The 26,718-nt window shown below is 61.2% G+C and carries 22 protein-coding genes; 15 read left to right on the plus strand and 7 right to left on the minus strand.

All coding sequences use genetic code 11. From position 1 onward, the window contains the following. Positions 1 to 7: 7 nt before the first annotated feature. The 5 genes from JEQ47_RS09915 to ugpB all read right to left on the minus strand — a co-directional run bounded on the left by JEQ47_RS09915 (position 8) and on the right by ugpB (position 5,019). A complete protein-coding gene (locus JEQ47_RS09915; protein WP_198876242.1) occupies positions 8 to 754 on the minus strand; it encodes a glycerophosphodiester phosphodiesterase family protein in 747 nt (248 codons plus the stop codon). Positions 755 to 798: 44 nt separating this feature from the next. Next, positions 799 to 1,851, minus strand: coding sequence for a sn-glycerol-3-phosphate import ATP-binding protein UgpC (locus JEQ47_RS09920; protein ID WP_198876243.1), 1,053 nt, complete (start codon positions 1,849 to 1,851; stop codon positions 799 to 801). Positions 1,852 to 1,854: 3 nt separating this feature from the next. Next, on the minus strand, positions 1,855 to 2,703 hold the full coding sequence (gene ugpE / locus JEQ47_RS09925) for a sn-glycerol-3-phosphate ABC transporter permease UgpE (RefSeq protein WP_198876244.1): 849 nt from the start codon (positions 2,701 to 2,703) through the stop codon (positions 1,855 to 1,857). 12 nt (positions 2,704 to 2,715) lie between these two features. Then, positions 2,716 to 3,600 (minus strand): sn-glycerol-3-phosphate ABC transporter permease UgpA, encoded by an 885-nt coding sequence (ugpA, locus tag JEQ47_RS09930; protein WP_198876245.1) that lies wholly within the window; start codon positions 3,598 to 3,600, stop codon positions 2,716 to 2,718. Between the two features lie 93 nt (positions 3,601 to 3,693). Then, positions 3,694 to 5,019, minus strand: a complete 1,326-nt coding sequence (gene ugpB, locus JEQ47_RS09935; RefSeq protein WP_198876246.1) for a sn-glycerol-3-phosphate ABC transporter substrate-binding protein UgpB — start codon at positions 5,017 to 5,019, stop codon at positions 3,694 to 3,696. Positions 5,020 to 5,285: 266 nt separating this feature from the next. On the opposite strand from ugpB, the gene JEQ47_RS09940 reads away from it, so the two are divergent. From JEQ47_RS09940 to JEQ47_RS09970, 7 genes are all read left to right on the plus strand, one after another. Further along, positions 5,286 to 6,950 (plus strand): Na/Pi cotransporter family protein, encoded by a 1,665-nt coding sequence (locus JEQ47_RS09940; RefSeq protein ID WP_198876247.1) that lies wholly within the window; start codon positions 5,286 to 5,288, stop codon positions 6,948 to 6,950. A gap of 171 nt (positions 6,951 to 7,121) precedes the next feature. After that, a complete protein-coding gene (locus JEQ47_RS09945; protein ID WP_198876248.1) occupies positions 7,122 to 8,144 on the plus strand; it encodes a LacI family DNA-binding transcriptional regulator in 1,023 nt (340 codons plus the stop codon). Positions 8,145 to 8,225: 81 nt separating this feature from the next. Next, on the plus strand, positions 8,226 to 9,908 hold the full coding sequence (locus JEQ47_RS09950; RefSeq protein ID WP_198876249.1) for an ABC transporter substrate-binding protein: 1,683 nt from the start codon (positions 8,226 to 8,228) through the stop codon (positions 9,906 to 9,908). 135 nt (positions 9,909 to 10,043) lie between these two features. Continuing rightward, the gene (locus tag JEQ47_RS09955) at positions 10,044 to 11,018 is read left to right on the plus strand and encodes an ABC transporter permease (protein ID WP_198876250.1); all 975 of its coding nucleotides are present in this window, start codon (positions 10,044 to 10,046) and stop codon (positions 11,016 to 11,018) included. Positions 11,019 to 11,020: 2 nt separating this feature from the next. Then, positions 11,021 to 12,058, plus strand: a complete 1,038-nt coding sequence (locus JEQ47_RS09960) for an ABC transporter permease (protein WP_236020772.1) — start codon at positions 11,021 to 11,023, stop codon at positions 12,056 to 12,058. Continuing rightward, complete coding sequence (locus JEQ47_RS09965) at positions 12,048 to 13,019, plus strand: ABC transporter ATP-binding protein (protein ID WP_198876251.1); 972 nt, start codon at positions 12,048 to 12,050, stop codon at positions 13,017 to 13,019. Before JEQ47_RS09960 ends, JEQ47_RS09965 begins: the two co-directional genes overlap by 11 nt. Continuing rightward, a complete protein-coding gene (locus tag JEQ47_RS09970; RefSeq protein ID WP_236020773.1) occupies positions 13,001 to 14,017 on the plus strand; it encodes an ABC transporter ATP-binding protein in 1,017 nt (338 codons plus the stop codon). The genes JEQ47_RS09965 and JEQ47_RS09970 overlap by 19 nt, the downstream gene beginning before the upstream one ends. Here JEQ47_RS09970 and JEQ47_RS09975 read toward each other — a convergent pair. Continuing rightward, positions 14,008 to 15,243, minus strand: a complete 1,236-nt coding sequence (locus tag JEQ47_RS09975; protein WP_198876252.1) for an O-antigen ligase family protein — start codon at positions 15,241 to 15,243, stop codon at positions 14,008 to 14,010. The two genes, JEQ47_RS09970 and JEQ47_RS09975, sit on opposite strands and share 10 nt — an antisense overlap. Positions 15,244 to 15,495: 252 nt before the next feature. On the opposite strand from JEQ47_RS09975, the gene JEQ47_RS09980 reads away from it, so the two are divergent. The 4 genes from JEQ47_RS09980 to JEQ47_RS09995 all read left to right on the plus strand — a co-directional run bounded on the left by JEQ47_RS09980 (position 15,496) and on the right by JEQ47_RS09995 (position 21,660). Further along, positions 15,496 to 17,793 (plus strand): LPS-assembly protein LptD, encoded by a 2,298-nt coding sequence (locus tag JEQ47_RS09980; RefSeq protein WP_198876253.1) that lies wholly within the window; start codon positions 15,496 to 15,498, stop codon positions 17,791 to 17,793. A 10-nt stretch (positions 17,794 to 17,803) separates the two neighbouring features. Beyond that, positions 17,804 to 18,307 carry a hypothetical protein gene (locus JEQ47_RS09985; RefSeq protein ID WP_198876254.1) on the plus strand — a complete coding sequence of 168 codons (504 nt, stop codon included), beginning with the start codon at positions 17,804 to 17,806 and terminating at the stop codon, positions 18,305 to 18,307. Positions 18,308 to 18,628: 321 nt separating this feature from the next. Then, positions 18,629 to 20,497: a polysaccharide biosynthesis protein gene (locus JEQ47_RS09990; protein ID WP_198876255.1), complete on the plus strand. Its 1,869-nt coding sequence runs from the start codon at positions 18,629 to 18,631 to the stop codon at positions 20,495 to 20,497. Between the two features lie 152 nt (positions 20,498 to 20,649). Further along, a complete protein-coding gene (locus tag JEQ47_RS09995) occupies positions 20,650 to 21,660 on the plus strand; it encodes an acyltransferase family protein (RefSeq protein ID WP_198876256.1) in 1,011 nt (336 codons plus the stop codon). Between the two features lie 56 nt (positions 21,661 to 21,716). Here JEQ47_RS09995 and JEQ47_RS10000 read toward each other — a convergent pair whose 3' ends face one another. Beyond that, on the minus strand, positions 21,717 to 22,601 hold the full coding sequence (locus JEQ47_RS10000; protein ID WP_198876257.1) for an aldo/keto reductase: 885 nt from the start codon (positions 22,599 to 22,601) through the stop codon (positions 21,717 to 21,719). Between the two features lie 148 nt (positions 22,602 to 22,749). On the opposite strand from JEQ47_RS10000, the gene pseC reads away from it, so the two are divergent. From pseC to pseI, 4 genes are read left to right on the plus strand one after another with little or no spacing between them, the layout of a single operon-like run. Further along, positions 22,750 to 23,919 carry a UDP-4-amino-4,6-dideoxy-N-acetyl-beta-L-altrosamine transaminase gene (gene pseC / locus JEQ47_RS10005; protein WP_198876258.1) on the plus strand — a complete coding sequence of 390 codons (1,170 nt, stop codon included), beginning with the start codon at positions 22,750 to 22,752 and terminating at the stop codon, positions 23,917 to 23,919. A 9-nt stretch (positions 23,920 to 23,928) separates the two neighbouring features. Then, positions 23,929 to 24,990 (plus strand): UDP-2,4-diacetamido-2,4,6-trideoxy-beta-L-altropyranose hydrolase, encoded by a 1,062-nt coding sequence (gene pseG, locus JEQ47_RS10010; RefSeq protein ID WP_198876259.1) that lies wholly within the window; start codon positions 23,929 to 23,931, stop codon positions 24,988 to 24,990. Beyond that, positions 24,987 to 25,640, plus strand: coding sequence for a formyltransferase family protein (locus tag JEQ47_RS10015; protein ID WP_198876260.1), 654 nt, complete (start codon positions 24,987 to 24,989; stop codon positions 25,638 to 25,640). Before pseG ends, JEQ47_RS10015 begins: the two co-directional genes overlap by 4 nt. Then, positions 25,624 to 26,673, plus strand: a complete 1,050-nt coding sequence (gene pseI / locus JEQ47_RS10020) for a pseudaminic acid synthase (protein ID WP_198876261.1) — start codon at positions 25,624 to 25,626, stop codon at positions 26,671 to 26,673. Before JEQ47_RS10015 ends, pseI begins: the two co-directional genes overlap by 17 nt. The last annotated feature ends 45 nt before the right edge of the window (positions 26,674 to 26,718 follow it).

A 26,718-nucleotide genomic window follows, 5' to 3' on the forward strand; every position in this document is an offset into this window, starting at 1 on the left:
GCCCCCACTATCCGAGGAAGACCTTCGGATCGTCGGTGATGACGCCGGTCAGGCCCGCGCCCCAGAAGGAGACGAGCTGGACCGGGTCGTTGCAGGTCCAGGCCCGCACCTTGATGCCGCGCCTGGTGGTCTCCTCCAGCATGCCGATGCTGAGGGCCTTGAAATGCATGTGGATCGTGGTCGCCGGAATGGCGGCGAGCTGTTCGGCCCAGTCTTCCGGCGGCCGGCCCCAGAGCATGGCCATCTCCAGCCCCGGCTCGAGCTGGTGCATGGCCTTGAGCGCTTCGGGGTCGAAGCTTGAGATCATGATGTCGGTCTTGGCCGACCGTCTGCCGATATCGGCCTGCACGGTATGGACGAGCTGGTCGAGCGACTTGTGGTGCTTGTGCTGCTTGATTTCGACATTGGCGCTGAGGCCGAGTTCGCCCAGGGCGGCGATGGTCTCGGCCAGTGTGGGAATGCGTTCGCCGGTAAAGCGCGCGTCGAACCAGGCGCCGCCATCGAAACCGCTGATTTGCGCAGCGGTGAGATCGCCCAGCGAGCCGGTGCCCGAGCTCGTGCGGTCGACGCTATCATCGTGGATCACCACCAGCGTACCATCGGCGCTGAGCGCTACGTCGAGCTCCACCCATTTGGCACCGGCTTCGGCCGCGGCGCGGAAGGCGGCAATGGTGTTTTCCGGAGCAATGGCCGAGGCCCCGCGATGGGCCTGGACTTCGTGGCGGGCTGGACCGATGGAGGATTGAACTGTCATGACGCGTCTTTGTGTGAGGGTGGCAGGCCCTTAGGCCGATTGTGCTACAGATTTGCGACAGTTTCGTCCGTGCGGCGGCCAGTCTGCGCATTGTAGGGATGGATGTCCGCGAGACGGGCGTGAAGTGTCACCGCTGACCCCTCCGCAATATCGGGGCGCCCCGGAACACTCAGCACCACGGACTGGCCGGAACTGTCGAGCCGCACGTGCAGATGGCTCTCGCCGCCGATCGGTTCGAGCAGTTCGACCTTGCCAGCCAGAGCTATGGCGTCGCCGCCCTGCGGGTCCAGAAACAGCGCGTCGGGCCGGATGCCGATGATGTCGGTATTCCTGGGCAAGGCAGCGGGCGCGCCGGAAAGGCTCGAAACCGGGATGAGGTTCATCGGTGGCGAGCCGATGAACCCGGCCACGAAGACGGTCGCCGGACGGTCATAAACTTCAGTCGGTGTGCCGATCTGCTCGACAAGGCCGCCATTCATCACCACCAGCCGGTCGGCCAGGGTCATGGCTTCGAGCTGATCATGCGTCACGTAGAGGCTGGTGGTCTTGAGCCGGCGCTGCAGCTTGCGGATTTCCACCCGCATCTGCACGCGCAACTTGGCATCCAGATTGCTCAGCGGTTCGTCGAACAGGAAAGCCGCCGGTTCACGCACGATGGCGCGACCCATGGCAACGCGTTGGCGCTGACCGCCCGAAAGTTGTCGCGGCTTGCGATCGAGAAGGGCGCCGATCTCGAGGATGTCCGCCGCCTCTTGCACGCGCCGGTCGATCTCGGCGCGCGGCGTGCCCCGGTTCTTGAGGCCATATTCGAGGTTTCCGCGCACGGTCATGTGTGGATAGAGCGCGTAGTTCTGGAACACCATGGCGATATCGCGCTCGGCAGGCTCGGCCTTGACCACGTCACGCCCGCCGATCTCGATACGGCCTTCCGACACGGTTTCGAGGCCCGCCACCATGCGCAGCAGCGTGGACTTGCCGCAGCCCGAGGGGCCGACCAGCACGATGAGTTCGCCATCGGCCACCCGGAGGTTGACGCCTTTGACGGCCGGCACATTGCCGTAGTTCTTCTTGAGGTCGATGAGGTCGATCGTGGCCATGGTTTATTTCTCCGTATCCACGAGGCCTTTGACGAACAGGCGCTGCATGAAGATGACAACAAGGACAGGGGGCAGCATGGCCAGGATCACCGAGGCCATGACGAGGTTCCAGAGCGGTTCGGCGTCGGCCGTGGCGGCCAGCCGTTTGATACCCATGACCACGGTGTAATAGCGGCTGTCGGTGGTGACGAGCAGCGGCCAGAGATACTGCACCCAGCCATAGATGAAGAGGATCACGAACAGCGCCGCGATATTGGTGCGGCTCAGCGGCAAGAGGATGTCGCGGAAGAACTTCATCGGTCCGGCCCCGTCGACGCGGGCGGCTTCCATCAGCTCATCCGGCACGGTGAGGAAGAACTGGCGAAAGAGGAAGGTGGCCGTCGCCGAGGCGATCAGCGGCAGGGTTAGGCCGACATAGGAGTTGAGCAGCCCCAGATTGGCCACCACGGCAAAGGTGGGGATGATGCGCACTTCGACGGGCAACATCAGGGTGATGAAGATGATCCAGAAAGCGAGCATCCGGAACGGGAACTTGAAGAACACGATCGCATAGGCCGAGAGCAGCGAGATGGCGATCTTGCCCACGGCGATGATGATGGCGATGGCCAGCGAGTTCATCAGCATTATCCACAGCGGCGGCGCGCCAGCCGTGGAAATGCCCTCGGTGAGCATTCGCCCGTAATTCTCCACCAGGTGCGGACCGGGCAGCAGTGGCACGAGCCCGCGCATGAAGTCGCCGCTGCCATGCGTCGAGGCGACAAAGGCCAGATAGACCGGAAACACCACGACGACGACGCCGGCAATCAGGACCAGGTGGGTGAGAAAGCTGAGCCAAGGGCGATTTTCGACCATTTGTCCGGGCTCCTAGTACTGCACGCGCCGCTCGATATAGCGGAACTGGATGGCGGTGAGGGCGATGACGATCAGCATCAGCACGACCGACTGGGCAGCCGAGGAACCGATGTTCAATCCGAGGAAGCCGTCGGCATAAACCTTGTAGACGAGGATGTTGGTCGCCTGGTTCGGGCCGCCATTGGTGGTGGCGTCGATAAGGCCGAAGGTGTCGAACATCGAGTAGTTGATGTTGACGATCAGCAGGAAGAACGTCGTCGGCGAGAGGAGCGGGAAGACGATGGTCCAGAACCGCTTGAAGGGCCCGGCGCCGTCGATGGCGGCGGCCTCGGTCAGCGATTGCGGCACCGATTGCAGTCCGGCCACGAAGAACAGGAAATTGTACGAAATCTGCTTCCAGCTTGCGGCAATCACCACGAGGATCATGGCCTGGTTGCCGTCAATCCGATGGTTCCAACTGATGCCCAGGCCGCGCAGTATATAGGGAGCGATGCCGATGGTGGGGTTGAACATGAACCACCAGAGGATGCCGACCACGACCGGCGCCACCGCATAGGGCCAGACCAACAGCGTCGTATAGGCGCGGTTGGAGCGGATGACCCGGGTGACTGCCACGGCCAGCAGCAGCGATAGGCTCATGGAGAGCAGGGTGACCGACACGGAAAAGATCGCCGTCTTCTGCAGCGAGTTCACATAGCCCGGATCGGCAAACAGCCGCGCATAGTTCTCGAACCAGATGAACGTGGTGCGGAAGCCGAACGGATCCTCGCGCTCGAACGACGATTTGACGGCCTGGAAGGCCGGCCAGATGAAGAAGACCAGTGTCACCGCGAGCTGTGGCGCCAGTAGCGCATAGGGCAGCAGCTTGTTGGGAAAAATGGTGCGTTTGGTTTGCATGGGCCGGCTACTCCCCCAGCGTCAGGTCCAGTGAGCCGGGGGCCCTAAGGCCACCCGGCAGGATCACCCCGAAAAGGGGTGATCCGGGGAGGTTCAGCTATTGGCGGCTTCGAAGTCGCGCAGTATCTGGTTGCCGCGTTCGACAGCGGCATCCAGCGCTTCCTGGGCGGATTTGCTGCCCGAAAGCATGGCTTCGAACTCCTCATCCACCACCGTGCGGACCTGGGTCAGGTTGCCGAAGCGGACACCCTTGGAATTGGCGGTCGGTTCGCCGCGGGTGATCTGGTTGATGGCGATGTCCGAACCCGGATTGGCTTCGTAATAGCCCTGTTCCTGGCCCAGCTCGTAGGCGGCATTGGTGATCGGCAGATAACCGGTATCCTGGTGCCACTGAGCCTGGACTTCCGGGCTCGAGAGGTAGGTGAAGAACTTGGCGACGCCCGTATAGACTTCCGGAGCCTTGCCGTTCAGCGCCCAGAGCGTGGCGCCGCCGATGATCGAGTTTTTCGGCTCGGTGGTCACGTCGTCATAATAGGGCAGGGGCGCGAAGCCGACTTCGAACTCCTTGGCATTGTTGATGACACCGGCGCGGGACGCCGAGGAGTTCATGTAGATGGCGCATTCCTGGGCATAGAATTTCGGCGGAGCATCGGCGCCGCCGACCGGCCCGCCATATTGGAACAGGCCTTCGTCGGACCACTTCTTGAGATTGTCCCAGTGCTTGACCTGTACCGGGCCGTTGAACTGGAATTCCGTCCCGAGACCGCCGAAGCCGTTCTCGAGCGTGCCATAGGGCTGGTCGTGGATGGCCGACAGATTCTCGGTCTGGATCCAGCTCACCCAGCCGGTGGTGAAGCCGCAGGGCGCCGCGCCAGACTCCACGATCTGCCGGGTCATGGTCTCGAGCTCGGCCCAGGTCTTGGGCGGGGTTTCGGGGTCGAGCCCGGCTTTCTCGAACACGTCCTTGTTGTAGTACATGATCGGCGTGGACGAGTTGAACGGCATGCTGAGGATGTTGCCGTTGGTGTCCGAGTAATAGCCGGTCACCGGGGCGAGGAACCCGCTCGGGTCCCATGGCTCGCCGGCATCGGCCATCAACTGGTAGACGGGGTTCACGGCGCCGGTGGCGGCCATCATCGTGCCGGTACCGACTTCGAACACCTGCACGATGGCCGGCTGTTCATTGGCGCGGAAGGCGGCAATCGCGGCTGTCAGCGTTTCCGGGTAGGTGCCCTTGTAGCTCGGCACGACGACATATTCGTCCTGGCTGTCGTTGAAGCCCTGGGCGATCGCCTCCAGCTTCTGGCCCAGTTCGGCGTCCATGGCGTGCCACCAGGCGATCTCCGTCTGGGCCATGGCCGGGCTTGCCGACAACATGGCGGCCAACCCAACGGACAGACACAAAGTGTTCTTGGACATGCTCACTCCCTTGTTTTTATGCCGGAGCCTCCCCGCCCCGGCCTGGGGCAAACGGTAGCATCGGGCCGCATCAATGCAACAGGAAAATGTTCATATGAACATTGAGGGGAGGCGCTGAGGCTGGGTTGGCTGAGCGTAGACCGCTGGAATTGTGCGAAAGTACGGGTTTATGCGAGGTGTCGTCGGTATTAACCCGTGTGCATTGCACCTTCAGTGCTCATGTGAACATCATAGCGATCTGTTCGACTCTGAAGGCCGGGAGGCCCATGTATTTCATCATCGTCCAGTTGGTGGCCGCCATCGTCCTGCTGCTCTGGGCGGTGCGCATGGTGCGGACTGCCGTGGAGCGCGCCTATGCTGCCGAGCTCAAGCGCACTCTGGCCCGCGCCGAGCGCAGCCGCTTCAGCGCGGCCCTTATCGGCATGGCGCTGGCCGTGGCGCTGCAGAGTTCGACCGCGGTCGCGGCGCTGGCCTCCAGCTTTGCCGGCGGCGGCCTCCTCGCCGTCGCCACCGGCCTGGCCCTGATGCTGGGCGCCTATCTGGGCTCGGCCCTCGTGGCGAGCATCCTTTCCTTCGATCTGTCGCTGCTGACTGCCCCGCTGATCATCATCGGCGGCCTGCTGTTCCTGCGCGGCGCCGAGCGGCGCACCAAGCAGGTGGGCCGCATGGTGTTGGGCATTGCCTTCGTGCTGCTGTCGCTCGAAATGGTTTCGGAAGCCACCGCGCCCTGGCGCGACAGCGACGTCCTTGGCGCCGTCGTCACCTATCTCAGCGGCGATCCGTGGACGAGTTTCGTGGTTGCCGCCCTCGTCACCTGGGCATCCTACTCCTCGGTGGCCAGCGTCCTGGTCATCATCACCTTCGGCTCGGCCGGGCTTATCCCCATCGAGGTCGCCGCCGCCTTCCTGCTCGGCGCCAATCTCGGCGGCACCCTGATTGCCCTCGGCATGACCCGCGGCGCCGACGTGCGGGCGCGGCGGATCGCAGTCGGCGCCGTGCTGCTGCGCGGTGGGGCGGCCATCCTCTGCCTGGTGGCGCTCCAGGTCGTTCATCAAGGGACTCCAGGACCCCTGCCGGGTAACGTCGGCCAGCAGGCGAGCCTCCTGCACATCCTCTTCAACCTCGGCGTCCTCATCCTCGGCCTGCCCCTCGTGGGCCTTGTCGAGCGCCTCGCCAACCGCCTCATCAAGGACGCGCCACCCGTCGGGCCAGCCGATATTTCGCGCCTCCGACGCACCGCTCTGGTCGAGGATCCCAACGGGAATATCGACGCTTCGCTCGCCAGCGCCACCAGAGAATTGTTGCGCATGAGTGAGTTAGTCGAGGTCATGTTGCAGCCGATCATGGACATCGTCCAGGGCGGCGACAAGGCGGCGATCCGGCGCGTCAAGGAACTGGAGCCCGAAGTCGATGCCGCCAACCGGGCGATAAAGCTGTTCCTCACACGGCTCGACTGGGCCTCCATGGACACCGCCCAGGCCCGCCGCGCCTCCGATCTCAGCGTCTTCGCCGTCAGCCTCGAGCAAGCCGGCGACATCGTCGCCCGCGAACTTCTCCGCGTCGCCGACCAGCGGTTGGACCGACGCATTGCCTTTTCGCACCAGGGCTGGCAGGAGCTTTCCGACCTGCATGCGCGCGTCCTGGCCAACATGCAGCTCGCCCTCAATGTCCTCGTCTCCGAAGATGCCGAGTCCGCTCGCCAGTTGGTGACGGAAAAGGACGAAGTCGGCCTCATGGAGCGCCGGAGCATGGAGCGGCATTTCCTGCGCCTGCGCTCCGGCGATCCCAATAGTTTCGAGACCAGCGAACTGCATCTCGAGACCATGCATGCCCTCCGGCGCATCAATTCGTTGTTCACTGGCATCGCCTATTCGATCCTCAGCGAGCAGGGCGAATTGCTGCCCACGCGGCTGGTTGGAGATCGGACCTGAGCCTGCGGCTGCGCCTAAAAACTGCAAAAAATCACAAAATGCACAGCGTAAAACATTGCTGTTGCAAGCTTTCGTTATTTTGCGTCACGCCCGCTTGACACCGCCGTGCAATCGATTTCATGATTTGTGGGATCGGTCCCATAAGAGACCGGCAGGGAGGACGGGAACGGTATGGCTACCATTACCGACGTGTCAAAACGCGCGGGCGTATCACGCTCCACCGTTTCACGGGTGGTGGCCGGCAATGGCTATGTTTCTGAAGCCAACCGCAAGGCGATCGAGGCGGCCATCGCCGAACTGGGCTACCGCCCCAACACCATCGCGCGGGCCCTGCGGTCCAACCGGTCCAACGTCATCGGCGCCGTGGTCGTCGACATCGGCACGCCGTACTTCGCCAATATCGTCTACGGCGTGCAGCGCGCCATTCGCCCGGCCGGAAAATCTCTGATGGTGAGCTCCGGCTATGCCGACCAGGACCAGGAAGCTCGCGCCGTCATGGAAATGGTCGACCGGTCCTGCGACGGGATCGTGCTCTATCTCGAGCGCCCGATGCGATCCGATGTCGTCGAGATCATCCGGAAATCCGGTATTCCGGTCGTCTCCATCGGTCATGATCATTGCCCGCTATCGGGGGGCAGGGTGGCGCTGGACAATTTCGACGGCGCCCGTCACGCGATGCGCTACCTGCTGGAGCAGGGCCACCGCAACATCGTCTATCTCTCCGGCGATCCGAAAATCGGCGACGCAATCGACCGCCTGGCCGGAGTCGAGGCGGCGCTGGCCGAATTCGGCATGGGCCTCGGCGACATCGAAGTCCTGGCCGGGCTTTTCCATGAGAATTTCGGACACGATGCCGGGCGTGCTTTGCTGCACCGTCGTCGCGACTTCACGGCCGTCTTTGCCGGTGCCGACGTGATTGCGGCCGGCTTCTACCTGGCGCTTGGCGAGGCCGGGTTGCGCGTGCCGGAGGACGTTTCCGTCATCGGCTTCGATGACGGCTACCACGCCAAATTCATGTCGCCGCCTCTGACGACGATCCGGCAGGAACCGGACGTTCTGGGCGAGCGCGCGGCAGGACATCTTCTGAGTTTGCTGGCGGATCCCTCTGCGGCACCGCTGCAATCGCTGGTCGGCACCACCATCGTGGTGCGCTCCAGCGTGGCTCTGCATCACTCCGTATCGGAGGTTGCGTAGCCCAGTGGCTGTCGGCCTGTTGGGGGCCGAAACATTTCAACGACTGTTCTCGAGGAGGAGAACCAAGTGGGAGGAAAGACAATGAAATCAGTCAGACATCTGGCCATGATGACGGCCGGACTGGCGACGCTGGCGCTGAGCATGCCGGCCATGGCCCAGGACGAACGCGTGGTGCTGACGCTGCACCCGATCGACAGCGACGCCCTGGTCGAGAACTTCAACCCGAACAATCCGACCGGTCCGCAGCAATATGTGCGCGACTTCGCCTATGAGCCTCTGTGGATCGACAATATCTGGCATCCGGAAAACGACTTTCCAGCCCTCGCTACGGCCTATGAGATCGCTGATGACCTGATGTCGATCACCTATACGCTGCGCGAAGGCGTGAAGTGGACCGATGGCGAGGATTTCAACGCCGACGACGTGGTCTTCACCTTCGAATATGCCAAGGCCCACCAGGACTATCCGATGGGTATCGACGTCTACATGGAAGAGACCGATACGGGCACCGTGGTCAGCGCCGAAAAGATCGACGACTACACGGTCAAGTTCAACCTCAAGGAGCCCGACGCCCTGGCCCGTTTCGCGCTCGGTGGCATCTATCCGCTGCCCGAGCACATCTGGTCCTCGGTCGAAGACCCCAAGAACTTCGCCAATACCGACATCGTTGCCACGGGCCCGTGGACGGAGGTCGAGAATTTCTCGCGCTCCTCATTCGAGCTCTGCCGCAACGAAACCAGCCGCTACAATGCGGATAACGCCATCGACTGCCTGCGTTTCCCGCAGCTCAACGGCAACGAGCAGATCATCGCCGCCATGTCGGCCGGCGAAGTGGACTGGCTCGGAACGGGTCTTACCGACCCGGAAATCACCTTCACCCCGCAGAGCGAGTTCAACAACTACTGGCTGCCGCCTGGCGGCGACGTGAACCTGCAGATCAACACCACCAAGGCCCCGTTCAACGACCTCGAGTTCCGCAAGGCGCTCTCGGTGGCCATTGATCGCGACACCATCGTCGATATCTCGACCTTTGGTCTGACTACCCACACCCGCTTCCCGGTGGGCACGGGCGAGGCCTATGCAACCTGGCTCGATGAAGCGGCGCTCGAACCCTATACCTGGCTGATGCAGTATGATCCCGACCGGGCCATCGAACTGCTCGAGGCCGCCGGCTTCGTCGATGCCAACAATGACGGCTGGCGCGACAATCCCGATGGGTCTCCGATCGAGTTCGAGATCAACATCCCGAACGGCTGGACCGACTGGATCAACACCGGACAGACGATCTCGGAAAACCTGCAGGACGTGGGCATCAACGCCGTCGTGCGGACCATGGATCAGGGTGCCTGGAACGACAAGGCCCGTACCGGCGACTTCGACAGCTACATCATGTGGACCAATGGCGGCGCGACGCCGTACAACACCTACAACCCCATGTTCAATCCGCGGAACATGGAAGAAGGTCGCGTCGACTACCAGGCCATGCACCAGATGCGCCTGCCTGAAGTCGAGGAAGCGCTGCAGGCTTTCCGCAGCACCGCCGATCGCGATGCGCAGCAGGCAGAGATGACCAAGGTCCACATCGCCGTGGCCGAAAACCTGCCGGTCATCGGGCTCTTCGCCAACCCGACCTGGTACGAATACTCGACGCGTAACTTCGAAGGCTGGGTCACTGAGGAAAATCCCTTCGTGCGTCCCGTGCTGTTCGAGGGCACTCGTGAGCGCGTGATCCACGCCCTTGCACTCAAGCCGATCAGTCGGTGAGCCTTGCCGGTCGTCGCCCCAGCGGGGCGGCGGCCGGGCTGCTGAATTGTCCGGTGGCTACGGCCTCCGGACAATGTCGAGCTGTGGCGTGGCCCGTACTCCCAGGGCCCGCCCAGCCAGCCAAGGATTGGATAGATGATTTACATCCTGCGACGCATGGCCTTCTATGTGGCCGCCTTTTTCGTGGCGGTGACGCTCAATTTCTTCATCCCGCGCATCATGCCCGGCGACCCGTCCGCACGCATCATCGCGTCGTTCCAGGGGCGCCTGAGCGACGCCCAGGTCGAAGCCATCCGTGCCTCCTATGGCACGACGGGCTCTCTCTGGGAGCAGTATCTCGGCTATGTCGGCCAGGTGCTGCGGATGGATTTCGGCATATCAACGGTCCAGTTTCCCGAGCCGACCTCGTCGCTGCTGTTCTACGGCGCGACCTGGACGCTGGTGCTGGTTGGCATTTCCATCACCCTCGCCTTTCTGATCGGCACGATGATGGGCATCCACGCCGCCTGGAACCGGGGCGGGTTCTTCGACAGCGTCTTCACGCCGCTCAACGTCATGCTCAATGCCTTCACCCCGGCTGTCGTGGCGCTGCTCCTGTTTTACGCCTTTTCGCTTCAGTTACAGTGGTTTCCGCTGGGGCGGGCCCACGCGATGGGACTGGCGCCGTCGTTCGATCTGCACTTCATCGGCAACGTGCTTTATCACGCCACACTCCCGGTGCTCTCCATCCTGATCGTCAGTTTCGGCGGCTGGCACTTGGGCATGCGCAACGTCATGATCAACCTCCTCAACGAAGATTTCGTGATCCTGGCGCGCGCTAAGGGCCTGAGTGACCGGCGCGTGCGCTACCGATATGTCGCGCGTAACGCCATCATGCCCCAGATCACCTCGCTGGCACTGTCCGTCGGCTTTCTCCTCGGCGGTGCGCTCGTGACCGAGCAGGTCTTCAACTATCCGGGCCTGGGCAAGTTCACCGTCACCGCCATCGAGAGCCGCGACTATTCCTTCATCCAGGCGCAGTTGCTGCTGCTGACCATGTCTGTGCTGGTCGCAAACCTCTTGTCCGACATCGCCAATGTCATCCTTGATCCGCGATTGAGAAAGGGCTGACCATGACTGACGTCACCCAAATCCGCTCCGCTTCCCTGCTCGATCGCCTCGATGAGGCCGCGATTGCCAGCGCTGCCCCGAGCCAGGCCGAGCTCATGACCGAGTTGCGCATCAAGGGTCGCCCCGGCTGGACCAGCCGCCTGCCGCCCTCGCTTGCTGCCTTCGTAACCAATCCCAAAGGCATGGCGGGTGTGACCATCCTGCTTGCGATGATCCTGTTCTCGATCTTCGCGCCCATGTTCAGCGAGTACAATCCGCACCGGCGGGCCGGCAAGCCGCATGTCATGCCGGGCTACGAACATGTTCTGGGCACGACACGCATGGGCAAGGACGTTTTCACCCAGGTGGCCTATGGGGGCCGCATCAGCCTTGCCGTCGGCTTCGGCGCCGGTATCGCGGCTGCGGTGATCGGCCTCGGCATCGGCATCGCCGCCGGCTATTTCGGCGGCAAGATCGATGACATTCTGACCTTCTTCGTCAATGTGGTGCTGGTGCTGCCAGGACTGCCCTTGATCATCGTCATCGCCAGTCTCGTGGATAGTGCAGGGCCGCTGGTCATCGGCATCGTGCTGGCCCTCACCGGCTGGGGGTGGCCGGCCAGGACGATCCGAACGCAGACGCTGTCTCTCCGCACCCGCGAATTCGTTCTCTCTGCCGAGCTCATGGGCGAAAAGAAGTGGCGGATCATCTTCAAAGAAATTTTCCCCAATATGCTGAGCTTCTTCATGGGCGGGCTCGTGCTCGGCACGATTTCGGCGATCCTGGCGGAGGCGGCCCTCAGCTTCATCGGCCTGGGCGACCCCAACGCCGTCACCTGGGGCACCATGCTCTACTGGGCCCAGAACAACATGGCCCTGCAGGTCGGCGCCTGGTGGGAGATCTGGCCGCCGGCCATCGCCATCATGCTGACCGGCGCCGCGCTGGTGCTGGTCAACTTTGCCGTGGACGAAATCACCAATCCGCAGCTCAAGGCCTCTCGCAAGATCGGCCGCATCAAGAGATTCCTCAAACGCCGGGGGAGAAGCGCCGATGTCTTCTGATCGTGCCCTCATCGAGGTCAGAAACCTCACCGTGGACTATGTGGGCGATCATTCCATCGCCCGCGCCGTCAACGGCATCGACTTCGATATCCGCGAGGGCGAAGCCTTCGGCCTTGCAGGAGAAAGTGGCTGCGGCAAATCTACCGTCGCGTTTGCCCTAGCGCGCCTCACGCGGCTCCCGGGGCTGGTTTCCGGTGGCCAGGTTCGGCTCAATGGCGAGGACGTGCTCAAGTTCGACAAGGCCCGTCTCAAGGCCTATCGCTGGAACGAGGTGAGCTTCGTCTTCCAGTCGGCCATGAATGCGCTCAACCCGGTGATCTCGGTTTCCGAGCAGATCATGGATGTGATCGAGACGCATGAGCCGGAGCTGGGTCAGGAAGGCGCCCGCGCCCGCGCGGTCGAACTGTTCGAGCTGGTGGGCATTCCGCCAAAGCGTCTCGACGATTTCCCGCACCAGTTTTCGGGCGGCATGCGGCAGCGCATCTGCATCGCCATTGCGCTGGCGCTGAAACCCAAGCTGATCATCATGGATGAGCCGACAACCGCGCTTGACGTTGTGGTGCAGCGCGACATCATCGAGCAGATCGTCGACCTCAAGAAGCGCCTCGGCTTCTCGGTGCTGTTCATCACCCATGACTTGGGGCTGATGATCGAATTCTGCGACCGCATCGGCGTGATGTATTCGGGCGAACTGGTGGAAGTGGCGCCGGCCGAGGCCATCCTCACCGCGCCGCAGCATCCCTATACCCGCGCCCTGGGCAACAGCTTTCCGCCGCTCACGGGCCCGCGCGTCCGCATGGAGGGCATTGCCGGCACGCCACCGGATCTACGCGCGCTGCCACAGGGCTGCCGCTTCGCGCCACGCTGTCCGCTGGCGATGGACATCTGTCGCGTCGATGCCCCCGAACTACGCTTCTACCCTGAACATCGGAGCCAGGCCGCATGTCACTTGTTGAACTAGATCGCGTCGGCTCCACGACCGTCGCCGAGGCGCCGATCCTCGAAATGGACAATATCGACAAGGAATTCGTCCTTGGCGGCGCCTTTCTCAATCAGACTTTCCTCAAGGCACTGTCCGGCGTCTCCCTGCAACTGACGCGGGGCAGGGCGCTGGCGCTGGTCGGGGAATCCGGATCGGGCAAATCCACCTGCGCCCGCATGCTGGCCGGCGCCTATCAGCCGACCGCGGGAGCCATCCGCTACCGTGGCGAGAACATCACGGGTTTCCATGGCGCGCGGATGCAGCGATATCGCGCCCAGGTGCAGATGGTGTTCCAGGATCCGTTCGGATCGCTCAATCCGACGCAGTCCATCGGCTATCACCTTGAACGGCCCATTCGCCTCCACCGCCCCGACCTCAACGGCAAGGCGGTCGAGGCAGAGATGCTGGCGCTGCTGGAGCGCGTGGGTCTCCGGCCTGCGGCAGACTATCTGAAGCGCCGCCCGCATGAACTTTCGGGCGGACAGCGCCAGCGCGTCGCCATTGCAAGGGCCCTGTCGGTGCAGCCTGACGTCCTGCTGGCCGATGAGCCCACGTCCATGCTCGACGTCTCGGTCCGTCTCGGCATCCTCAACCTGCTGGAAGACCTCAAGCGCGATCGTCACCTGGCCGCGCTCTACATCACGCATGACATCGCCACCGCGCGCTATTTCGCAGAGGAAACGGCCGTGATGTATGCCGGGCATCTGGTGGAGCAGGGGCCGAGCCAGGAAATCACCGACAACCCGCGGCACCCCTATACCCAGTTGCTGATCGAATCCGTGCCCAATCCGGCCCGCAAGATCGAGACCGGTCGGGCACGCCGGGCTGCCGATATACCGCTATGGACCCGCGACAGTCGCGGCTGCCCTTTCGTATCGCGCTGCCCGCGCGCAACTGCGATCTGCAAGGAAACCATGCCGGGTCCGACGGTAGTGGGCCCGGGGCATATGGTGCGGTGTCATAACCTTTACGGATGATCGGAGAGCGAGCAGGCCGACAGATTGTCCTCGATGAGCACGTTATCCGGTGTCGTCAGTAGCCCCACCATGACGCAGATCGCGGCAAAAGTCGTGGTCAGCGTCAGAATGCCGAACATCGCATTGGTCAACCCCATGACGAAGAAGCCGGCGACAAGGGTGACGGTAAGGACAATGGTGAAGGACCTGTGGGCCGATGGTGGCGCACGCAGCGCTTCGACGATCGGCGCCAGCAGCAGAAGTCCATAGGCAACGAGGCCAAAAATCCCGGCGCTTGCGGCCATGTCGACGATATCGTTGTGCAGGTGTGGCGTGCCGGAAAATGCTCCATTAGCGAGCGCACTCGCGACATTCGTGAAATCAATGGGGCCATGGCCGAAGATCGGGGCTGCCAAGAACGCCTGGAAGCCCGCGGCGTACATCTGCATGCGAAGATCGGTGGAAGCACCAGTGGGCAGGCCGTTGAGCATCGCTGCCGCGAAATCCGACGTGATCCGCGAGATGGCTGACAACTGACCGGCGCCCAAGACCACCGCCACTACCCCAACCAAGCCAAGAGCTATGACACTCAGTGCCAGAACACGGCGGGGAACCAGACGGACACATGCCGCTGTCACGAGTGCCACGATGATCATGGCGGCATAGGCGACGACCGCCCCCCTCGTGCCGGACAGGACTACCGCAATGGCCGCCATAAGGGGCGCCACGACGAAGATGAACCGTTGGTGTGAACTGATTGTAGCCGCGCCCACGAGAGCAACCATGCCCACAAGCAGGGCAACGTCGGCGAAATGAATTGGATTGGCGACCATTTCCCCCGCCCTTGTCGTGCCGGTGGCCTGCACCTCGATGATGGCCATGATGGCAGCGCCCGTAGCGCCTCCGAGCGCCGATACGCCGATGAGGGATACATGGGTCGAGGCGCTTCCCGCCCCTAGCCAGCCGAGCAGAGGCAGCACGGCAAGCATGGGTGCGAAATAGAGAACGCCTACCAGGCCATCGAAACCGGCAGCCGCAAGGTATGCAACAGCGAGCAGGCCGAGGGCGAAAAGAGGCATCCAGACGATGGGGCGCCGAACATGCTGCGTGGAGCCTGGCCAGGCCAGCAGAAGGCCAAGCGCTCCGACTATGAGAAAGATCGTGTTGCCCGCCTCCGGTGCGACAGGGGACATGGCAAACACGGCGATCAAGGCGAGCGCCGGAAGGATGGACTTGTAGCTGGTCATGACCCTCTAGTAGTGACCGGTCCGGGTCGCGGCAAGAGCGCGGCATCGAGCGTGCTGAAATCAGCACAGTGTGGTTCATAAGCCGGGAGGGACAGGAAGGTTTGTACATTCTTCATTGCCCACCTCTAGATTGAACGGTAATTTACCGTTGCGGGCGTTCGGCTTCGGACGGCGTTTTGGTTTTCTGAAGTCAACGTGTGTGGTCATGCCGAGCCGATGTTCCGGAGCAAAGAGCGCGAGAGGGACCTGGCGATGAAGGCCAGTATACGCTCGCACCTGCTGCGAGGCGCAGTTCTTGCCGTTATCACCGCCGCCACACTCGCGCCTGTCAGCGCGCAGGGCCTGCTTCCTCAGGATTTCTTCAACGCCCCCATCGATCCGTCTGCACCGACCGCCATCGAGGCGGACGAACTGGTTTTCGATTCTATTCAGAATGTCATCCGCGCGCGCGGGGACGTGGTCCTTCGGGTCAGTGGCTACACCCTTACCGGCCGGGAGCTGATCTACCGCCGGAACGAAGGCGCGATGGAGCTGATCGGCGACGCCACCGTCACCGATCCTTCCGGCAATGTGTCGCGCAGCGAGACGCTGAATCTGACGGGTGGGCTGAAACGGGCCGTGCTGGACAGCATGACGCTGACCGCGCATGACGGCTCCCGCATCACGGCTGACAGCGCCGAGTACGACCAGGTTCTCAACTCGATCCTCACCGATGCGCAGTATGCGCCCTGCGGCGACTGCGTGGGTCCCCAAGGCCAGCGCATTGGTTGGTCGATCAGCGCGGCGCGCATCGTCCAGAATGCCGAGGACAATTCGATCACGCTGGAGCAACCCTCGATTGCCCTGCTCGGTATTCCAGTGGCCTGGCTGCCCTATCTCTGGCTGCCCGATCTGAGCAACGAGGCGCTCGAAAGCATTCCGCGGCCCAGCCTGGGGTATACGGACAAGATCGGTGTCAAGGTCGAGGTGCCGTTTACCGTCTATTCGACCCGCCACACCAGCATCATCCTCAGCCCGACATTGCTGACCGGGCAAGGCTTTCTCATGGGGGCCGAGTGGCTTCAGCGCTTCGATCGCGGCTCCTTCAGCATCAAGGCGTCGGGCCTCTACCAGTACAACAAGATGGCCTTCACCTTCGCCGATGCACAGCGCGACTGGCGCGGCGCCATCCAGGCATCGGGCGAGTTCAAACCAGTCGAGGATTGGACTGTCGGCGCAGCATATTCGGTGTTCACTGACAGCGCCTATTTCGGAGATTACCTCCTCGACCCGAGACGATCCGCCATAAACGAAGTCTATGCAACTCACCTGACGGACGACACTTACATCGACGCCCGTATCCAGGAGTTCAACCTTCTCGGCGACAACACTCGGCAGACGCGCGACCAGCAGGGCATAGCGCTGCCCAATGTCCAAGTGGCGCGCACCTTCACATTGCCGGACAACGGCGGCCGGATCGAGGTTGAGGGGCGTCTCCTGGCCATGTCGCGCAAAGCGGACTCGACCGCGACGATCAATGGCATTCCCTATGACTATGGCTATGCTGGCAATCGCGTGCACGGCATGGCGCTGGCCAGTTGGCAGAACCAGTGGATTGCCGGCGGCGCCGTTTTCACGCCCTTCGTCGGCCTACGCCTCGATGCCGCCGCCTATGACGGCAACAGCGCCTTGGCTTCCGCGCCGCCCGAACAGACCTTGCTTAGTGCCACCCCGATCGTCGCGCTCGACATGCGCTATCCGTTGGTGGCCTACGGCTCCGGCGTCACCCACCTGATCGAGCCGATCGCTCAGATTGTCTTTCGCGGTGCCTCAACCACGGAGCCGGGCATTACCAACGAGGACTCCCAGAGCCTCGTCTTCGACGACACCAATGTGTTCAGTTACAACCGCTTCAGCGGGATCGACAGGCAGGAAACGGGTCTGCGCGCCAATATCGGCGGACGCTACTTGGCCACGCTCGGTGAAGGCAGTTACGTCGAGCTCGTTGCCGGGCAATCGTTCCAACTTGCCGATGTGAACGCCTTTGCCATACCCAACCGGCAACAAGTCGGTGTCGGATCGGGCCTGGAAAATGCTGCATCCTATACCGTCCTCGGCGCCTATGGGATGATCGCGGATACGCTCAAGGCGGGCGCCAAGATCCAGGTGGACACAGGCGCGCTGGCAGTAAGCCGGGCTAGCCTGGGCGTCAGCTATAGCCAGGACGGCTGGTCAGGCGCGCTGAACTACGGATATGCGCGCGCCACCCCCCAGGCCGGCAATGTCCGCGACATGCATGAAATCGGCGCCGAAGTGTCGGTTCCGATCACGGAATACTGGACGATTTCGGGCAATGCCTATTGGGACATCAATGCCGGCAGTTACCTGCAGGTCGGCGGAGGCCTGGGCTATAACGATGGTTACCTGGCCTTCGGCGCTGGGGTGTCGCGCACGGGTCCGACGCATTCCTCCCCCAACGACCTGCGGGCGACTGCCTCGTTCCGGCTGATGGCTCCTGCGGGTTTCGAGGCCGGCTACACGGGCTCGGTGCCGGTTGGCGCCCTGAGATAGGAGAGAAGCCATGATCTCGCGACTTCTCATGACAGGCCTCGCCGCTGGTCTTGTGACGACTGTGCTGACCGGATGCGCCAGTTTCGCGCCGGTCTATGGCGGCCATGCCGGTGGCGGAGCGCATAGTGTCCGTTTCAATTTCGCGTCGCCGGATAGCCGGCTTGAGCAGATTATCTTCGATCGGCTTAAAGTGGCTTTCCCCGGTCCGGCGTTGCCGGGCGATCCGGTGCTTGACCTTGTGGTGACCCGGTCCACACCTGCGGGGTCCAATTCAGACGCTTATGCAGTCGCGCGGCCAGTCAATGTGCGCATTGAAGCAACGGTGACTATCGCCCGGGACGGAGAACCCGTCTTTGAAGCCAAGCGTTTCGCCGATACGGCCTATCAGGGCGGGAAACTGGCGTCTACAAACGCGATTTCAAACCTTGAAGCCGAAAGGACCGCCGCCGAGGGCGTCGCGGAATCCCTGCGCCTGGCACTGCTCGCATTCTCCGCCAACGGAAATCCAATCTGAGTTCGTCATATTGCCAAAGTCCGAAACGTGTCGTTCTGGTGGCGGCCCGTAAGCGTTCGGCCAATCTGGCAACTTTGACAATCGGCCGCGCAAATCCAGCCGTCTTCAGCGATACTGCTCCCGTGGTCAGCTATCTAAACCGTCGTGGACATATGTGGAGAATGTGGATATCGGCGTGTAGGGATGCGCTTATCGTGCTAATGGCCGATAACGCACTTTGCTTGCAGTCGGCCAGTTTTGGACTTCACGTGCGCAATGTAAGGCAGATAGGCCACGTCATCAGCGCTGGTCCCATGGGCGCCAAACAAGAATAATCATCTTATGCTCTCTCAGTTGCTGCGAACTATTAGCGGTCTTCCGCGATCAACCAAGAGGTTGGTGACCGTCCTTTTCGACGTCGTGATCCTGTGTCTGTCGTTATGGGCCAGCTTTTCGCTGCGATACGACACCTGGAACCCTCCTGGAACGGTCGATGATTTGGTGCTGATCGCACTGGCTCCAGCAGTGTCGATCCCAATCTTTGCCAGGCTGGGCCTTTATCGCGCTGTTATTCGCTATCTCCCCGAACGCGCCATGTGGACGATTGTCCAGGCGACCACGTTGGCCGTCCTGTTCTGGGTGGCCGCGGTGTTCTTGCTGGAATTCATCGGTCGCGGTGCCTTGCCCCGCTCTGTGCCTCTTCTCTACTGGGCGATCTCGACGGTTCTGATTGCGGGCAGCAGGTATCTGGCAAAAAGGGTGTTGGTGGCAGGGGCTGGACAAAGTCAGCTTCTTCGACCGGCGCTGGTCTACGGAGCCGGAGAAGCCGGGATACACCTGGTCAACGCCTTTCGCCTCGCGGGTGGGCGCCAGATAGTTGGGTTCATTGACGACAATTCCGCGATCCAGGGTCGGGATGTTGCTGGCGTCAGGGTCTATTCTCCGACGCGGCTCGAGGGATTGATAGAGCGGTTCGGCGTCACCGAGCTTATTATCTCCATTCCATCGCTCAGTGCGCGCCGTCGACAGGAAATACTGGAGCGTGTCGCCGGGCGCGGGGTTGCAATCCGATCTATTCCAGCAATTTCCGATCTCATCGACGGAAAGCTTATTGTCGGGCAGATTCGCGAGGTAGATATCGACGAACTGCTTGGCCGTTCCGCCGTTGCTGCCAACACTGAATTGCTGCAGGACATGATCGAGGGGAAGATCGTCCTGGTGACCGGCGCCGGCGGTTCGATCGGGTCCGAACTATGCCGGCTTGTGTCGCGATGGCGCCCCCAACGATTGGTGCTCCTGGAAGCAAACGAATTCGCGCTGTACAGGATCGACAAAGAACTCGCGCAACTGCCCGATGTTTCCGTTGTTCCCATTCTTGCATCGGTCGCCGACCAAGATGCCGTGGCGCGTGCGCTCAAGCTTCACAGGGTGCAGGTCGTCTTCCATGCCGCAGCGCACAAGCATGTGCCTTTAGTGGAAGCGAACGCCATCGAGGGCATGCGTAACAATATTCTGGGGACCAAGGTCATCTCTGACCTTGCCTTTGAGGCTGGAGTCGAAAGCTTCGTCCTAATCTCGTCTGACAAAGCGGTCCGACCGACCAACGTCATGGGTGCTACCAAACGCTGGGCAGAACTGATCGTACGGGACAAGGCCGAGCTTGCGCGGGAACGCGGCACAGGCCAGCGGTTCTGTGCCGTTCGTTTTGGCAATGTCCTGGGTTCGAACGGGTCTGTTGTGCCGCTCTTCAAGGAGCAGATCGCTCGGGGAGGCCCGGTGACATTAACGGACGTCGGGATGACCCGGTACTTCATGTCCATTCATGAAGCCGCGGAATTGATCGTCCAAGCAAGCGCGCTATCCCAAGGGGGAGACATTTTTCTGCTCGATATGGGAGAGCCCATCCTGATCAGAGACTTGGCGGAAAACATGATCAGGCTGGCCGGTTTTACAGTTCGTGACGAGCACCACGTCAATGGCGACATCGAAATCGTAGTGACGGGGAAGAGGCCCGGCGAGAAGATGTACGAGGAACTCTTCTACGATGATGACAGTGCCCTCCAAACCAGCCACGCCAAGATCATGCGTGCTGAGTCCATGGGTACGGAACCGAACCTCGACGATGCCTTGTCCAAGTTGATCGCTGCCATGGACCAGGGGGACGAACCACTCGCTCGCTCCATCCTCTTCGACTTCATCACGGAACGATAGCGCCTTGGCTATTCCAGGACGTTGCGGCCCAGGCGACACGCCATTTCCGGACGATTAATGCTAGAGACCATATTCGCACGCGTCCGCAAGGACGCTGCTCTACCTTTCAGCGGCCGTTCACATGAAGTAGTCGGATGCATCCTCAGCGAGTTGTGACAGTTGATTTTGCTCGAGGGCTCCTGGCCATCGGCGTTCTTTTTTATCACGTGTTGGCTTATCAAGGACACACGCCGCTCGTCCAAATCGGCCGCTTTGGGGTCTATGCCTTCTTCGTAATCAGCGGCTTTGCGCTGTATCTGAACTACCGCAATCTCGTCTTTTCCGGAGTGGCGCTTCAGACCTATTTCATCGCACGCTTCAGTCGCATCGCGCCGCTTTACTATCTCGCCACTGGACTGTCGCTGGTCGCCTATGGTCTATCGGACTTCTCGTTCCGAAAGCTGTTTCTCAACCTGACATTCATCTTCGGTGTTGCCAACCCAGGCGAGGCGTCGATGGTCACCGGAGGCTGGTCAATTGGGATCGAGATGGCATTCTATGCGATCTTCCCGGTCATCATTGTCCTGTGCGGTGGAAATTTGCGCCGACTGATTGCGCTATGTCTCGTCTCTGTGTTCACGCAGCTTGTGTTCGTGAATGACATACTGACGGGAGTGAGCTTTGGCGATGCCTGGGTCGAGTACACGCAACCGGTCGCTTTCTTCGGGTATTTTGCCAGCGGGTGCCTGCTGGGCGAAATCCTGCTCCGGCGGGCTAGCAGGAAGGGGCGCCCCGGTGCCTACATAATTGTCGCCATTTGTATTCTTCCGTTCTTGTTCGTTCCTCTTCAAGATTCAACGATTCTTACGGGCTGGATCGGCCTATTGCTTTGCATGGCGACGATCTTTGGCATCACGGCCGTCGCCTTTCTGCCGGAGCCGCGCGGTCCTTTCCGGCTTGTTGCCGAGTGGGTCGGAAGGATGAGTTACCCAGTGTATCTTCTCCATCCTGTGGTCTATTTCTATGTCGCGAAGCTTCCGGAAGCGGGATTTCATCTCCCCCTGACCATAGCCGCCACATTCGTCCTATCGGAAGTGGTTCATCGGTTCATCGAACGTCCGTCGATCCGCTTTTTGCGTTCGCGCTTGGGCAGTTCGGCGCGCGGGCAACATGCAGCGGCATAGTGGTCAGCCTGGCTTGCTTTGTTCGCCCTGAGCGCGCCGCAACAGCGATGGATTGCTTATCGCTGCTTGGCCCATTGACGTGGGTCGAGGACACTTTCTTCCGACCTGTTTGATCGCGCAATAGCGGCCAGTTCGTCCACCAGATCCAACGATACGGCACCTGTGTAAGATGCAAGGAGCTCGTCGAGTTCCTCCCTCTTGGAAAGGCCACAGACGAGGCCCCGTGCTCCGGGCATAGACATGACCCAGGCCATACATAATTGCTGGCGTGTGGCGCTATGGCGGGAAGCCAAGTCGTCTAAAGCGGAAAGCAGAGGAGCAAGGCTTTCGAAGGTCGTAGGAAGCTGTCGCCGGTCCGCTAGTAGAAGACCCTGCAGGAACACAGACCGATAGTGGATATCGATCCCTGCGCGGTGGAGCGCGCGTGCAGTACCATCGTTGAGCAGACGCGTATCGGCTATACTTGCGGGAAGCTGTACCACGTCGGGTGTAAAGACGGCCAACGTCCGTTCCACATCACTTGTGTCATATAGCGATGCCCCAATTCGGCTCACGCGGCCAAGCTCCACTTGCTCATGCAGAGCCCCCACGGCCTCCAACGCCCGCTGCCGATCTTCGAAGATCGAGGGAGTATGAAAAAGCACCACGTCAAGCCGATCACGACGCAAGAGCCGAAGACTTTGGGTGATCTCGTCAGCAATGGCTTTTGCGTCGATTCCGTCGATCTTTGTTACGACTGAAAACGGCTGAGCCGAGTCACGGCCGAGGCGGGCCAGAGCATCACCGTACTTGATGGAGCTGTCCAGCCACCGTAGCTGGCCCTGCGCACTTCCTAGGATCGCGTCGAGCACCTCGTCACTGACCCGACCCTCGCGGTTAGTGATACCGTAGTCGAGCCCGAACTGGGCGGTTCCCAAAATCAGATCAACATTGTGTGGCATAGTCGGGCTGAATTTCCTATTGGAACAATGGCCGCAAGCACAATTCAAGTCCCGGGCCAAAGGTCATTGCGGTCGGCATGTCGCTGGGCTACGACCGAAGCGAGCGCGCATCGGCCGGGCCGATCACGCATTGTTTGGGACAAGGCGCATGAGCAATAACCGCATACCCTACGGGCGTCAGGACATCAACGAGGACGATATCGCGGCCGTAGTAGCGGCCCTGAAATCGGACTTCCTTACTCAAGGGCCCGAAGTGCCGCGGTTCGAGCAAGCCGTGTCGCAATATTGCGGCGCCGCACATGCTGTTGCCGTTAACAGCGCAACTTCCGCACTGCACATTGCTTGTCTGGCTTTGGGCCTCAAGGCGGGCGACTTGCTTTGGACGACGCCTATCACCTTCGTGGCGTCGGCAAATTGTGCGCGCTACTGCGGCGCTGATGTCGACTTCGTGGACATCGATCCGGTCACCAGCAATCTCTCTCCGGCGGCATTGTCCAAAAAGCTGGAAACCGCCAAAAAGGCCGGCAGGCTGCCCAAGATTCTGGTTGCCGTACATCTGTCCGGCGAGCCCTGCGACATGCAGAAACTTGCCGCTCTCTGCGCAGAGTATGACGTCAAGATCATCGAGGACGCCTCACACGCCATCGGTGGACGCTACGGAGCGGGCAGCATCGGCAACTGCGCGCACTCCGCGATAACCATTTTCAGCTTCCATCCCGTCAAGATCGTGACCAGTGCCGAGGGAGGCATGGCGGTGACGAATGATCTTGAACTGGCTGAGGCGATGCGACTACTGCGCAGCCATGGGATTACGCGCGATCCTGCCAAGATGCTCAATGTGCCGCATGGCCCGTGGTATTACGAACAGCTCATCCTCGGCTTCAACTACAGGATGACCGACATTCAGGCGGCACTTGGCACCAGCCAGATGACCCGTCTCGATCAGTTCATGCGCCGTCGTCACGAACTCGCCGACCGTTATGATGAACTGCTCGCAGATTTCCCGGTGGTGACACCGCACCGGAACAAGGAAAACTACTCTGGCCTGCACCTTTATGTCATTCGCGTACCGGACCGCGCCGGCAAGCCTGGACGTGACGATGTGTTCGCTCGTCTGCAGGCAGCCGGGATCGGAGTGAACCTGCACTACATGCCGGTGCACCTGCAGCCTTATTACCGCGATCATGGCCAAGGAAATAAAAGCTTCCCCGAGGCCGAAGCATACTATCGCGAGGCTATCACGCTGCCACTGTATCCAGGCTTGAGCGATGCCGACCAAGATCGGGTGGTTGCTGCTTTGGATGCGGCACTCGCATAGGCGAAGTAAATGCAGATTGTATTTCGGGCCGATGCCGGCATTGAAATGGGCACGGGGCACGTCATGCGTTGCCTGACCGTGGCAGATCGCCTCGCACAGAACGGTCATCACTGCCATTTCATCACCCGCGATCGCCCGGGGCACATGGGGGCTCAGATCACCGCGCGCGGCCATGGCGTAAGCCTGCTGCCGACTGCCGACATGAAAATGGGTTGGCTCGGTGTCAGCGAGGAGGCCGATGCCGCTGCGACCCTCGCCACCTTGGGCGACCCACCCGTCGATTGGATCGTCACCGACAATTATGGGATTGGCGCAACATGGGAACGAAGGGCCCGGCAAGGGGCGCGTCGTATTCTTGCCATTGATGACCTGGTCGATCGCAAGCATGATTGCGACCTCTTGCTCGACCAGACCTTGGGAAGGGTGGCCGCAGACTATGCCGGACTCGTGCCCGACGGCGCTACATGCCTGGTAGGTGCTGGCATGGCGCTCTTGCGGCCAAGGTTTGCGCAATTGCGCGAGACATTGCCGCGCCGCCGACCAGGGTTGGTCCGGCGACTGCTGGTCAGCCTGGGTGGCTCTGATGCGACCAACCTTACTTCCGATGTCATTGAGGCTATTGACCGCAGCTCATGGCCCGGGGGCATATCCGCTCAAATCGTACTGGGCGGCTCAAATCCCTGGATAGACGTCGTCAGTGAGCGGGTCGCACAGTCGCCTTGGCCTATGGAGGTGATAGTCGACACGCCTGACATGGCCGACCTGATGGCGGGAGCCGATCTCGCCATAGGAACCGCCGGAACGACGTCATGGGAGAGATGCTGCCTTGGATTGCCGACAATCGTTCTTGTAGCGGCCGAGAACCAACGGCAGATTGCCGCCGCGCTCGTGGCGGCGGGGGCTGCCATTTCCCTTGAAATTTCGGACAATCTGCCCGAAGACCTTGCAACGGGGCTGTCAGCGCTGACTGGCGATGTAGCTGCGCTGTCAGCCATGTCGCAACGTGCCTCCGCACTTGTGGACGGATTGGGATGTGAGCAGGTGGTCCTCGCCATGGAGAACATGTCTTGAAGATCACAGTGCTTTGCTCTTCGTCACAGCACCCGATATTTCCTCGCCTTGCTGCGTGGCAAAATGCGATGGCGGACCAGCATGAGGTAGAGCTTGTCAACAGGCGTGCGGACTTGTCAGGTGGCGACCTGCTTCTCCTGATTTCAGCCAGTGAAATCATTGCTAGCGACGACCGGGCGAAATACCGGAAGAGTCTCGTGATACACGCCAGTGATCTCCCACAGGGCAGGGGGTGGAGTCCTCACATATGGCAAATCCTGGAGGGTCGAACCCGAATCGTGGTGACCCTGCTGGAAGCCCAAGACCGCGTTGACAGCGGCGACATATGGCATCAGGTTCACTGCGATATTCCAGACTATGCGCTTTTCGACGAGATCAACGACTCGATATTCGATGCCGAGCTCGAATTGATGGATTTTGCGGTCGACAATTTTGAGACAGTTGTGCCGCGTGCTCAGGACACCTCGATCGAGCCGAGCTACTATCCTCGCCGCACGCCATCTGACAGCCAGATCGATCCTCATCGCACCATAGCCGAACAGTTCGATCTGTTGCGCGTGACCGACCCGATCAGGTTTCCCGCCTTTTTCGAATACCGAAACCACACCTACAAGATACAGATCGTACGAGACGATGATGAGCACAATTGAAATCGACGGCCGCGCTATTGGCGCTGGCAATTCGCCCTATGTCATCGCCGAGTTGTCGGCCAATCATAACGGCAACATCGACACTGCATTCCGCATCATTGAAACGTCCAAAGCGGCCGGTGCCGACGCCGTCAAGATGCAGACCTATCGTCCAGACACCATCACTTTGAAGTCGGACAAGGAAGACTTCCAGATTCGTGATGGCTTGTGGAAGGGCCGTACGCTCTATGAGCTCTACGAATGGGCGCATACACCGTGGGACTGGCACAAGCCCCTATTCGAAAAAGCCAGGCAAACTGGCATTACGCTGTTCAGTTCGCCTTTTGATACGACTGCCATCGACATGCTCGAGGACCTCGGCGCGCCTGCCTACAAGATCGCTTCGTTCGAGGCAGTCGACCTGAGTCTGATCAAATACGCCGCCAGTACCGGCAAGCCGATGATCATCTCCACCGGGATGGCCGATCGCGATGAAATTGACGAAGCAGTCCAGGCCGCCCGCGACGGAGGCTGCTCCCAGTTTTGCCTCTTGCTCTGCGTGAGCGGATATCCTGCTCCCGCTAGCGACTACAATCTGGCAACGATTTCCGACATGGCTAAGCGATATGGCGTCCCGATCGGACTGTCAGATCATACGTTGGACAATACCACGGCTATTGCCAGCGTCGCTTTAGGCGCCGCCGTCATTGAGAAGCATGTGACACTGGATCGCTCCGGTGGGGGCCCCGACGACAGCTTTTCCCTCGAACCCTCTGAACTCGAACATCTCTGCCGGTCGTCCAAGACGGCTTGGGAAGCCCTCGGGGGCGTCGACTACGGGCGGAAGTCAAGCGAGCAGGGCAACGTCATGTTTCGTCGTTCGCTCTATTTCGTACGCGACCTCAAGGCGGGCGACGTCATAGGGGAAGGGGATGTGCGCAGTGTCAGGCCGGGATTCGGCCTCGCGCCCAAGCACATCGATGCCGTGTTGGGGCGCAAGATCGCGGCCGATGTAAGTGCACCGGCGGCAGTGCGCTGGGAAGATCTGGTCTGATCCTCAATGCCGTAGGTTCGGCCCTGAGAGGGCCGAACCTTGGAT

The sequence above is a fragment of the Devosia sediminis genome (genome assembly GCF_016411825.1).
Taxonomy (GTDB): domain Bacteria; phylum Pseudomonadota; class Alphaproteobacteria; order Rhizobiales; family Devosiaceae; genus Devosia; species Devosia sediminis.